This is a genomic window from Mycobacterium sp. SMC-14 (assembly GCF_046250075.1).
Taxonomy (GTDB): domain Bacteria; phylum Actinomycetota; class Actinomycetes; order Mycobacteriales; family Mycobacteriaceae; genus Mycobacterium.
Map to the genome: position 1 here is coordinate 4726778 of NZ_CP176429.1, position 12290 is coordinate 4739067.

A 12290-nucleotide genomic window follows, 5' to 3' on the forward strand; every position below is an offset into this window, starting at 1 on the left:
TATCAGCCGCCGTCGATTCAGCCGCCGTAGGGATACAACTCGAGTCGTTTGAGACTGACCACCAGCTGGTTGTCGGCATCGACCAGATCGAGGTCGCAGACGGCGCGGCTGGTCTTGGCGTCCCCGCCGGTGAGCACGCACCGCAGTCCCGCACCCAGCGCGCCGGACCGGTACCGGATGATCTCGCCCACCCGCAGCGGAAGGACATTGCGGCCGAGCAGCTGGTAGCTCCAGACCAGTGCCGCCTGCAGGCACCCGTCGACGGCGGCCGGGTCAGTCGCCCAGCCCTCCCCCGGCCAGCCCACCGACGTCAATCCGGACAGGTTGGCCGTCGCGGTCGTTTCGGCGCAGTCCACGGCGTCGAGCACCTGGAAGGCCGCTCCGTGAAACAGTGCCCCACCGGTATAGCAGCCTTCGCGGTCGATCCGGCGATCGCCCGGTGCCGACATCGGGGCGTTCGGGACCACGGCTGCGCCCGAACGCATCTCGAGTTTGGCCGAGTAGTACGCGGTCGAGTCTTCGATGTCGCTGAGCGTCAACGTCAGCAGCTCGGGCCGATCGTCGACGGGCACGCACCGCACCAACAGGGGATTGCCGTGTTTCTCGAACTCGTAGAGCGTCACGCCGCGCAGCACCTTGAGGTCGAGCACCCGGTCCACATAGTGCCCGGGCCGGCACGCCTCGGCCATCCGGATGAACCATTCGAGTGCCTGCACGACCGGCAACACGACGTTGCCCTGAACCCGGTGGTCAAGCAGATAGGGCTGCTGCGCCACCTGGGCGAGCACCCGCGCGACCCGACCCTCCGGCGGTATCGGATGCGTGGGCAGCCCGGCCAGCACGCCGTCGCCGAGGGTCACCTCGGAACTGCCGGTTTCGCCGTCCAGAACCTCGGCGACGAACGCACGTGCGCCGTCGGCGAGCGGGATCAGCGAGATGCCCCGGGACTCGAACATCGCTTTGAGCCCGGGGGTCACCATTCCGGAATCCCAAGGGCCCCAACCCAACGCCCGCACCACACAGGACGGTCCGCGACGAGCCTGCTCCGCCAGGGCCACCTTGTTGAGGATCTCATTGGCCATGGCGTAGTCGCTTTGACCGACGTTTCCGCTGCGCGCGGCCACCGACGAGAACAGGCAGATCACCTTGAGCTCATCGTTGGCCGTCGCATCCAGCAGCGCGGACGCGCCGCCGACCTTGGTCTCGAAGACCCGGTCGAACCCGTCAAGGGTCTTCTTGTGCAATGGCGCATCGGCCAGCACGCCGGCACCGTGCACCAGCCCGGTGATCGGACCGAACTCGCTTCGCACCCGGTCCAGCAACGCACCCAGCTGCGCGGTGTCACGGACATCGGCGGCGGCGTAGCGGACGCGGGAGCCGGCCGCGGTCAGCGCGGCCAGGGTGGCCCGCACCTCGCGGTCGGCCAGGATGCGCTGGGCCTGTTGCTCCAACTGCTTCGGTGTGACCTTGAGCCCTTGCGCCCCGGCGCTGGCCAGCAGCGCCCGCTTGAGCTCAGCGTCGGTGGTCAGCCCGTGCGCTTCCGGTGGTTCGTCGCTGAGTTCGGTGCGTCCGATCAAGACGAAAGCCGCCTGGGTCTGCTGCGCCAGGGCGATCACCGAACCGGCGGTGACCCCGCGGGCACCGCCCGAAACGACGATCACGTCGTGCGCACCGATGCGGTGCGTGCGAGTGCTCACCTGCTGCGCGTCCGCGACGACTGTGGTTCGCCCGTGCGAACTGCCCAGGCCCACTTCGAGTTCCATCCCGCCGGACAGGACTTCGTCGGCGATCTGTTCGGCGACGACATCCGGGGAACGGTGCCCGACGGCGATGTCGATTGCCTTGACCTGCGCGCTGGTCCACTCCTGGGCAGCCGTCTTGGCCAGCGCACCGATCCCGCCCGACCAGGCCCGCAGGCCGGGATCGGTGAGCAGACCGAATGTTCCGCCGGTGTCTTGGACGGTGACGAAGACACCGCCACGCTCTGCGAACTGCGCTGCGACGCACTGTGCGTCGGCGAACAGCACCCGGTTGACGGCAAGCGCCTCGTCACGAGTGGCGATCGGCCGCAGTCCGCCCAGATGGATGACCGCTTCGGCGTCGGCACTGGGCCGGGCCGCGATCGTCGCGCGAATGCCGTGAGCCCGCAGCCTTGCGGCCAGGGCCTCGGCCATCTCGGTCAGGCTGGCCTGCGCCGCCTCGGCCGTCACGATCTCGACGGTCCTGGCGGCATAGAGGCCGGGCATGCCCATCCCGCTCACCGGAGCGGCGGTGGCGCGTACCGCGTAGCGCGCCACCTCCGCCCCGGTCAACTCAAAAGGGGCGCGATCACCTGCCGACAATCCGTTGGTCGCCACCAGATCCGGTGGTGGCGATCCCATGAGCGATTGCAGGTAGTCGACGATCTCCTGCAACGTCACCAACGCCGCCATCGTCGCCGTCTCCACCTCAGGCAACGACGGAACCCGATCCTGCACCGCCGACAAAATCTCCACCCGCTTGATCGAATCGATCCCCAGATCGGCCTCAAGCGCCATCGACAAATCCAGCATCTCCACCGGATAGCCGGTCTTGTCAGCAACCACCGCCAACATGTCCCCGACCAAATCCACACCCGCCGCCGGAGCAACAGCCACCGCAGCAACCGGAACAGGAGCAACGGCCGCGGGAGCCGGCGCAGCGGCGGCAGCAGCCGGGGCGGCCGCCGGGCCCATCAGCGACTGCAGGTAATCCACGATCTCCTGCAACGTCACCAACGCCGCCATCGTCGCCGTCTCCACCTCAGGCAACGACGGAACCCGATCCTGCACCGCCGACAAAATCTCCACCCGCTTGATCGAATCGATCCCCAGATCGGCCTCAAGCGCCATCGACAAATCCAGCATCTCCACCGGATAGCCGGTCTTGTCAGCAACCACCGCCAACATGTCCCCGACCAAATCCACACCCGCCGCCGCGGGCGCCACGGCCGCGGGAGCCGGCGCAGCGGCGGCAGCAGCCGGCGGGGCCGCCGGGCCCATCAGCGACTGCAGGTAATCCACGATCTCCTGCAACGTCACCAACGCCGCCATCGTCGCCGTCTCCACCTCAGGCAACGACGGAACCCGATCCTGCACCGCCGACAAAATCTCCACCCGCTTGATCGAGTCGATCCCCAGATCGGCCTCAAGCGCCATCGACAAATCCAGCATCTCCACCGGATAGCCGGTCTTGTCAGCAACCACCGCCAACATGTCCCCGACCAAATCCACACCCGCCGCCGGAGCAACAGCCACCGCAGCAACCGGAACAGGAGCCGGCGCAGGCGGTGCCGGCATCGTGACGACCGGCGCAGCCGCGGCCACCGGCGCAGGCGCTGCGGGTGCAGGTGCAGGTGCCGGTGCGGGCGGAACGCTGATCGGGGCTGCCGGAGCCGCAGGCGGCGCGGGCATGGCCGGCGCGGGCGGCGGGGCGAACGCTGGCGGGGCCGGAGGGGCTGCAACACCGTAGGCGGCCACCGGCGCAGGCGGCACCACCGTGGTCGCGGTGGGGAAGGCCAGCTGGTTGACCGGCATCGGCGTCATCCCGGTGCTGGAGACCAGGGTCTGCAGCAGGCCCTGCAGGTGGGCGATGGTCTGCTGCATGCTGCCCAGCGCACCGACCATGTGCGTCACCATCTCGGCTCCGGGACCCGACATCAGCGGCGAGGTCACCATCGGAACTGCGGCGGCCTGGACCGGGACCGGGACGTGCGCTGGGACATGTGCCGGCCACCCGTTCGCCGCGGGAACGGGTGGATGAGCTGCTGTCATAGTGGGCTCCGATACGGTCGCGTGGCCGTTGTGGTCACTGCGGGGGGTGGATTTCTCAAATCTTTCCGAGGGCCGCTGCACCGGCTCGTCGTTGATGTCGGGTCGGCCGAAGTTGGTCCCGTTGAGCTTCATCGTCAACTTGGGCGCCGGACGGGTTCGCGGATCGTCACCCTGGCGGTAGTCGGCCCACAGGGCTTCGAAGTTCATCGGGACGCCGGCGGCCACGAGCTGGGCCAGCCCCATCCACAGCGACCGAATCCCGTTTCTGCCCTTGGCATCCAGGGAGACCGCGACGTGGTCCTGACCGGTCAGACATTTGCCGACGAGGTTGGTGAGCACACTGCCGGGGCCGACCTCGACGAACGTTCGGGCGCCGGCGGACCACATGGCCTGCACCTGCTCGACGAACCGCACGGGCTGAGCGATCTGGTTGGCCAGCGTGGCCTGCATCGCCTCGGCGCTACCGAAATACGGCTGAGCCGTCGCGTTGGCGTAGACGGGCACCTGCGGCACACCGAACGGAATGCCGGCCAGGTACGAGGCGAACGGGGCCGCCGCGGAGCTGACGATCTCGGAGTGGAAGGCGGTGGCGACGTCGAGGAGCCGCGCATTCATCCCCGCTGCGCTGAAGCGCTGCGCGGCATCGGCAATGGCCGCACTGTCGCCCGAAAGCACAACCTGGTTGGGGGCGTTGTGGTTCGCGATGACCACTGACAAGCCCCACTCGCCGAGAAGTCTGCTGACCTGTTCGGCAGGGGCGGTCACCGCGCACATCGCTCCGTCGCTGCTGGCGGCAGCCTGGGCCATCAGCGCGCCGCGCGCGCGGGCGATGAGCAGTGCGACGTCGTCACTGATCACCCCCGCGGCACACAGGGCGCTGACCTCACCGAAGCTGTGGCCGCCGACGGCGACCGGCGCGACGCCCAGCGAGCGCACTATCGCCAGCAGGCTGAGGCTGTGTGCGCCGATGCCCGGCTGTGCCCATTCGGTCTTGGTCAGCTCGGCGGCCTGGGCCGCGCGGTCTTCCTCGCTGAATGCCGTTTTGGGCCAGACGACATCGTGCAGGTCGCGGTCTGCGTTAAGCAGGTCGGCACGCGCGAGTTCCCAAGGCGCCAAGGCGGGTTCGTAGAGTTGCGGAATGTCAGCACCCATGCCGACGTACTGGCTGCCCTGCCCGGGAAACAGCAGCGCGACCGGGCCCGCCTGTTGGCAGGAGTAGTAGTAGCCCTTGGGCGAGCTGAATGACGTCTCGCCGCTGGAGGTTTGCAGCTTGGCCGCGGCTTCCCCGAGCATCGTGCGCAGGCCCTCGACGCTGTTGGCGACGACGGCGAGGCGGTGCGGGCGGGTGGCGTCATATGCCGATTGCGTGCTGCGCGCGAGGTAGCCGAGCATGTCCGGCGAGTCGACCAGCGAGGCGGCCAGCTCCCCAGCCTGCGCGGCCAGCGCGGCCGCGGATTCCGCGCCGAGGACCACGAGCTCGGAGTCCCAGGAGCGGTAGCGCGGTGCATGCTTTCCGGCGCCGGAGTATTCCTCGAGCGTGATGTGGAAGTTTGTACCGCCGAAGCCGAATGCGCTGACCGACGCGCGTCGCGGCACATTCTGGTCGGCGATCCAGGGCTTGGTCTGCGTCGACAGGTAGAACGGCGACGATTCGATCTCGAGCCCGGGATTGGGCCGGTCGATCTTGATGGTCGGCGGGAGGGTCTTGTGGTGCAGTGCCATCACGGTCTTGAACAGGCCGCAGGCTCCGGCAGCTCCCTTGGTGTGCCCGACCTGGGACTTGACCGAGCCGACGGCGCACCATTGCCGGTCGGCCCGGCCCGACTCGTCGAACACCCGGCGCAGGGCGGTGAACTCGGCGACGTCGCCGGCTTTGGTGCCGGTGCCGTGGGCTTCGACGAGGCCGACCGTCTCGGGTCCGTAGCCGGCGGCCTCGTAGGCGCGGCGCAGGGCCTTGGCCTGACCATCGGGACTGGGGGCGTAGATGCTCTTGGCCCGACCATCCGAGGATGTGCCGATGCCGCGGATCACGGCGTAGATCCGGTCGCCGTCGCGCTCCGCGTCGTCGAGGCGCTTGAGCGCCAGCATGGACAGGCCCTCGCCGAGCATGGTGCCGTCCGACTGGTCGGAGAACGGACGGCAGTCGCCGGTACGCGACAGCGCGGTGACCTTGGCGAAGCACATGAACATGAAGATGTCGTTGAAGGCGTCGACGCCGCCGGCGATCACCATGTCGGCCTCGCGCAGGTACAGCTCGTGCAGCGCGATCTCGATCGCGGCCAGTGAACTGGCGCATGCGGCGTCGACAACGCAGTTCGTGCCGCCGAGGTCAAACCGGTTGGCGATACGCCCGGCGATGACGTTGCCAAGCAGGCCGGGGAACGTGTTCTCCTGCCACGGGGTGTAGCCCGACGCGACGCGCTCGCTGAACGCGGTGAGCTCGTTGTCGGAGAGGCCCGCTGCGCGCAGGCCGCGTTCCCAGATCGGCCGATGCAGGCGACCGCTCATGTAGCCGGACATCTCGGTTCCGCCGGACGAACCCAGCACCACGCTGACACGTTCGCGGTCGATACCGGAGATGTCGCCGCCGGCGTAGTCCTCCAGCACTTGCTGCGCGACCCTCAGCGCCAGCAACTGGGCGGTGTCGGTCGCGGGCACAACGTTCGGCGGAATGCCGAAATCCATCGGCGAGAAGTCCACGGTGGGCAAGAACCCCCCGCGACGGGCGTATACCTTGTCAGGCGTGCGAGGATCTGCGTCGAAATAGTCGTCGATCCGCCAGTGCGACTCCGGTATGTCGGAGAACAGGTCCGCGCCCTCAACGATGTTGCGCCAGAATCGCTCGGCTTCTTCGGACCCGGGAAACAGCGCGCTGACGCCGACCACTGCGACAGGTGGATGTTTGGCTACCACAGGTCTCCTTAAGAACAACCTTGACACAAAGCATCGAAAGCCTAAGTTTCGCCATCAGAGACGGTGAGTTGCAGCTGGGGGTCCGCTGATCATCCCGATGGCCAGACGCTGCCGGGACAATATCAGAGTGTTGTCGCCATCACACATCGAAGAGGGCCGCGCTGGACTGGCGGTGCATTACAGTCGTGCGTCCGAATGTCACGCCAGCGGGCCGCTGAACTGCTAGAAAACGGCCAGCCGGCGCGTGGCGCCGAGCGGCTCAGACCGCCAGCGGTCGGGGCCTGTAGGCGAACGCGTCGGACGGGACAGGCACCCCGCAGGAGCGCGCCGCACCGGCGCGGGTCACGTGCGCGGCACCTTCAAGCAGGTTAAGGGCGACCTGGACGGCCTGGCGGTTCTCGCACGCCTCCAGGTGGCTGCCGGCCACCCAGCTGTTGAAGGCGCCCATGGCCGGGCCGCACCAGATCTGGTAGTCCAGCACTCGCTCGGGGATGCCGCTGATGGCCCACCGGCTCGACTGACCCAGATACCAGCGGAACACCAGTGCCATCTGGTACTTCGGGTCCCGGGAAGCGAGTTCGAGGACCGCCGGGTCACGCTGTTGCCAGTACCGCTGGGTGTCCGCCCATACTTCGGCGACGGTGGTGCCCAGGATCTTCTCCAGCTCGGGACCGTGCTTGGCGACCACGCTGGCCAGGTCGGGGTTGCCTGCGTACCACTCGTAGAGCTTCTTGCCGCGCGGGGCGAACATCGTTCCCCGTTTGAGTACCTGCAGGTTGACGCCCATTTCGAACATGTCCGAGGCGGGGGCCATCATCACGTCCGCGATGCCGGCCTTGGCGAGCATGGCGCGCCCGGGCGCTGACAGGCCCGACTCCACGCAGGCCTGGTTGACGGTCCCGGTCAGCACGTAGGCCGCGCCCATCGCGAAGGCGCCGGCGACGGCCTGCGGTGCGCCAAGGCCGCCCGCAGCACCCACCCGCACCCGGCAGTTCAGCTGGTGCTGCTGGGCCAGCGAATCGCGCAGCATGACGATCTCGGAGAAAAGCGCCGGCAGCGGGCGGTTGTCGGTGTGCCCGCCGCTGTCGGATTCGACGGTGATGTCCTCGGCCACCGGCACATACCGAGATAGGTCGGCTTCGCGCTGGGTCAGCTTTCCGGCCGCCACCAAGGCGGACACCAGCGCCGCCGGCGCCGGCTCCATGAACATCCGCGCCACCTCGGGCCGCGACACCTTGGCCATCACGTGGTTGCGGCGCACGATGTTGCCGGCCGGATCGGTGTCCAGTCCCGACAGTGCGTAGTGCACCACCGCGGGGGTCAGCTTCATGAATGCCGAGGCCTCGACGACGGGAACGCCGCGCGCGATGAACAGTTCGGCGACGCGTGTCTCGAGGGAGGCTTCATTGGGCGAGTGGATCAGGTTGGCTCCCCAGGCAAGACCGGGCCGGCCGGCCAACGCCGCCTGAATCTCGGCCAGCCCCCGCTCCACCGCCTCATAGGAGAGCCCGCCCGCACCGAAGAAGCCCATCATGCCGGCCTCGGCCATCGCGATGACCAACGCCGGCGTCGCGATGCCGTTGGCCATCGCACCGGTGACATAGGGGAAGCGGACGCCGTGCGCCTCGCAGAATTCGCGGTCTCCCAGCCACTCGGGGTAGATCGCGGGCAGGGTTCCTTCCAGGGCGAATTCCGATTCCCCGGCCCCGACCACCTCACCGCCTCGGGCCAGGCCCAGCATCCCGGTGGCCGTTTCGCGCACCACGTGCAGGGGGATGCGTACGTCGCCGATCATGTCGGCGATGTCCTGCGGGGCGAACGCGGCGGACGCGGCGACGGGGCGCCAACCCAGGCCCGGGCTCGCGTCGGTCCGCTGATCCAGTACTACGCCAGGTCGCTCGTTCACAGTCGGTTCCTCTCGATCACCGGTGCTGTGAGCGCTCGCGCCGAGGGGCCTGCGCACGAACCGGAGAAAACGATGAGAGTTTCTCATGGACCGCGATGGCCGGGAGTCTCCCCACCGTCAAACGGGTATAGGGCTGCCATTCGGCGCCAGCGGCGGCGCCGGTGGACGGAGGAATCGCTGCCGTGGGTCAACTACCGATGGCGCCCTTGCTGCGCCGACGTTCCGGGCTGCGCCAGATCACCGCCGGTCTCGGCGAGCTCGACGCCGAGGTGTTCGAGGCAATCGCCCAGTCGCCCAGCCGACTACTCGACACCACCATGCCGGTCCTGACCCGCGCCGCCGACCACTCCAAACTGTGGCTGGCTCTGGCAGCCGCCATGGCCGCGACCGGGGGCCCGGCAACTCAGCGGGGCGCCGCACGCGGCGTGGCCAGCCTGGCACTGACCAGTTTGGTGACCAACCAAGTGATCAAACGGATCCGACCACGCGCACGCCCCAACATCCTGCTGGTGCCCCTGCTGCGCCGCGCCCACCGGCTACCGCTGTCGAACTCGCTGCCATCCGGACACTCCGCGAGCGCAGCGGCGTTCGCCACCGGGGTGGGCCTGGAGAACCCGCTGCTGGGCCTGCCCGTCGCGGGGCTGGCCGGCCTGGTCGGTCTGTCCCGCGTCGCCACCGGCGTCCACTATCCCGGGGACGTACTCGCCGGGCTGGGCATCGGTGCGTCGATCGCGGTGGCCGGGGCAAGGCTGGTCCCGCCGATAGCCTCCCCGCCCGCGCCGCACACCACGGCCCTGCGAGTCCCCGCCCCCGCACGTCCCAACGGCAAGGGCGTGACGCTGGTGGTCAATCCCGCGTCCGGCGACGGGCGTGCGGGCGAAGTCGCGGCGCAGGTGCGCGACGCCCTGCCGGCCGTCACCATCGTCGAGGTCGGACCCGAGGACGACCTGGCCGAATCGTTGCGCCGCGCCGCCGGTTCCGCCGAGGTGCTCGCTATCGCCGGCGGCGACGGCTCGGTCGCAACAGCCGCGCACTTGGCGGTGGAACACGACCTGCCACTGGCGGTGTTTCCCGGCGGCACGTTGAACCACTTCGCCAAGGACATCGGCTGCGACACCACCGCGAAGACCATCCGGGCCATCGCCGAGGGCAGCTTGTCGCGGGTGGATGTGGTGCGGTTCAACGACGAGACAACCGTGATCAACACGGCAAGCATCGGCGCCTACCCGACATTCGTGCGCCGCCGGGAACGTTTGCAGGGCAAGCTCGGAAAGCCGGTGGCCAGCGCGTACGCGATGCTGATGACGCTGCGGCGTGAACGGCCGGTGCGCATCTCCTACGACAACAAGACGCTGCAGACGTCGCTGTTCTTCCTCGGCAACTCGACGTATCAGCCCGAGGGCTTCGCGCCGGCGGTACGGCACCGGATGGACGACGGGCTGCTGGATGTGCGGATCCTGGAGACCGGCCGGCCGTGGTCCACGTTGCGCGTCGTGGCGGCACTGCTGAGCGGGCGGCTGCAGCGCAGTCGGCTCTACCACGAGTTGCGGGTTCCGCAGTTCCGCTTCACCGCAGTCGACGGACCCGCGCCGATCGCCCACGATGGGGAGGTCGACAACCCGTGCGCGGAAGCCGAATTCACCGCGTGCTACCGCGCATTACAGGTATTTCGGCCCATGCCCTCTGGCTCGCGGCAGCGACCGGGCCGGTCATCGCGGCGGACGTAGAACTTTCATCGCGGCGCGTAGCACCGGTGCGGGGATACGGTCCTGCATCGCCAGCGCGCCGGCGGCGGCCCTGGTACGCAGCGGTGTGCCGCGACCGAACATGCGGTTGAGCGGTCCGCCGGACGGCTCGATCTCGACGTGCAGCGGCGGGGTGCCGACCGCGGCGCCCAGAGCCTGCGCGATCACCATCCGCTGGATCTCGCTGGTGCCTTCGAAGATGGTGTACAGCTTGGCGTCTCGATACCACTTCTCCACCGGATGGTCGGTGATGTATCCCCAGCCGCCCAGGGTCTGAACGGCCCGCTCCGTGACCCGGACTGCGACTTCGCTGGCGGCCAGCTTGGCCATCGATCCCTCGCCCCGACTGAATCCGATCCCGTTGGCCGCCATCCAGGAGGCGCGCCAGGTCAGCAACCGCGCCGCGTCGATCGCGGTGGCCAGCTCCGCCAGCGGGAACGCAATGCCCTGGTTGTCGATGATCGGTCCGCCGAATGCCTCCCGCCGGGTGGCGTAGTCGGTCGCGTATTCCAGTGCGGCACGGGCGATGCCGATGGCCTGCGCGGCGACCATCGGCCGGGTCTGCTCGAAGGTCCCCAAGGTCGCGGAGCCGGATGTTGGTGCACCTGCCAGGATTTCGCGGGCCTTGGCGAGTTTGTGCTCGAGTTTGTCCGGCCCGCCAAGCAGGTTCTCGGACGGGATGCGGACGTGGTCGAATCGCAGTTCGGCGGTGTGGGAGGCCCGGCAGCCCAGCTTGTCGAGTTTGCGGACCATGTCCAGCCCGGGCGTGCCACCCGGCACGATGAATAATGCCTGGCCGCGGTGGCCCAGGTCCGGGTCGACAACGGCGTTGACCACGTGCACGTTCGCGATACCGCCATTGCCGATCCACATCTTGTGGCCGTCGATGATCCAGTCGTCGCCGTCGCGGCGGGCAGTGGTGCGTAGGTTGCGAACATCGCTGCCGCCTTCGGGCTCCGATATCGCCAGCGCTGCGAGTTTGAGATCGCCTGGAGTGCCGAAGCATTCAGGCGCCCATTGCAGCATCTGTTCGGCGGTGGCGGCCTGCCCGATCGCCGACAGGGCCAGCGCCGGCATCACGATCGCCAGCCCGATTCCGGCGCAGCCCCAGAACAGCTCTTCCATGAACATCGGCAACGACAACCCCGTCGAGTCGCCGATCAGGTCGCGGTAGAACAGTGGGCTGTAGAAGCCCTGCGCGGCAGCCTCTTCGAGCACCGGCCACGGGAAATCCTGGCGCTGGTCATAGTCGAGTGCGACCGGCCGGATAACCGAATCGGCGAACTGATGGGCGCGGCGGGCCAGGTCGTGCTGTGCCGTGGTCGGCGTGAGGTCGAAGGCCATCGCAGGGTCCTTGCCGTCCTTGCGGCCCGCTGTAGCCGCCCGAACACCTGGAATTGCCGCTCCATCGCCGGGTCAAACGCGTCGGCCGGCTCCGTCCCCGTGATTCAGGAGGCGATCAGGGTGTCGATCTGGTTCAGCGCCGAGGTGGAACCTTCGACGACACCCATGTCCAACACCTTCTGCAGGTCTGCGGCGGAAGTGAACGTGCTCGTGTACGTCGCGCGGGTTCCACCGTCGTGCTCGATGAAGGTGTAGACGTTCCTGGAGGTCGGCATGCCGGGATCGGGGTTGAAGTCCAGATCGGCGAAGCCGTCGTCGAAGGTGAAGCTCCGCGGCTCGTCGACGGCGATGATCTGCCAGTATCCTGCGTACTTCTCACCGTCGGGACCGGTCATGAAGTAGTTCGTGCGTCCGCCGGGGGTGAGGTCGTGGTCGACCACGGTCGCGGGGAATGTCGGTGGCCCCCAGACCTTTTCCAGCTGGCGTGGGTCGGCGTAGATCTGCCATATTCGTTGCACGGGAGCGGCGAAGTCGGCGGTGATGGTCAAGGTCAAGGCGTCGATGTCGTGTTGTACGTCGATCACAGGCATG

General features: G+C 68.3%; 5 protein-coding genes. 1 reads left to right on the forward strand and 4 read right to left on the reverse strand.

All coding sequences use genetic code 11. The features are described from left to right. Window positions 1–17 precede the first annotated feature (17 nt). Both ACKY0W_RS21910 and ACKY0W_RS21915 read right to left on the reverse strand, forming a co-directional pair. Window positions 18–6704, reverse strand: coding sequence for an SDR family NAD(P)-dependent oxidoreductase (locus ACKY0W_RS21910; RefSeq protein WP_409435810.1), 6687 nt, complete (start codon window positions 6702–6704; stop codon window positions 18–20). Window positions 6705–6963: 259 nt separating this feature from the next. Further along, the gene (locus tag ACKY0W_RS21915) at window positions 6964–8610 is read right to left on the reverse strand and encodes a PfaD family polyunsaturated fatty acid/polyketide biosynthesis protein (protein ID WP_409435811.1); all 1647 of its coding nucleotides are present in this window, start codon (window positions 8608–8610) and stop codon (window positions 6964–6966) included. A 197-nt stretch (window positions 8611–8807) separates the two neighbouring features. On the opposite strand from ACKY0W_RS21915, the gene ACKY0W_RS21920 reads away from it, so the two are divergent. After that, complete coding sequence (locus ACKY0W_RS21920; RefSeq protein ID WP_409437889.1) at window positions 8808–10337, forward strand: bifunctional phosphatase PAP2/diacylglycerol kinase family protein; 1530 nt, start codon at window positions 8808–8810, stop codon at window positions 10335–10337. Here ACKY0W_RS21920 and ACKY0W_RS21925 read toward each other — a convergent pair. Together ACKY0W_RS21925 and ACKY0W_RS21930 are read right to left on the reverse strand one after the other, a co-directional pair. Continuing rightward, window positions 10320–11699: an acyl-CoA dehydrogenase family protein gene (locus tag ACKY0W_RS21925; protein ID WP_409435812.1), complete on the reverse strand. Its 1380-nt coding sequence runs from the start codon at window positions 11697–11699 to the stop codon at window positions 10320–10322. The two genes, ACKY0W_RS21920 and ACKY0W_RS21925, sit on opposite strands and share 18 nt — an antisense overlap. 104 nt (window positions 11700–11803) lie before the next feature. Further along, entirely contained in the window at window positions 11804–12289 is a 486-nt protein-coding gene (locus ACKY0W_RS21930; protein ID WP_046286302.1) for an SRPBCC domain-containing protein, read from the reverse strand. Window position 12290 lies beyond the last annotated feature (1 nt).

Bases quoted from the DNA above. Each gene is read 5' to 3' on its own strand.
- ACKY0W_RS21925 (WP_409435812.1), bottom strand. From the start codon at position 11,699: ATGGCCTTCGACCTCACGCCGACCACGGCACAGCACGACCTGGCCCGC.
- ACKY0W_RS21930 (WP_046286302.1), bottom strand. From the start codon at position 12,289: ATGCCTGTGATCGACGTACAACACGACATCGACGCCTTGACCTTGACC.
- ACKY0W_RS21920 (WP_409437889.1), top strand. From the start codon at position 8,808: ATGGCGCCCTTGCTGCGCCGACGTTCCGGGCTGCGCCAGATCACCGCC.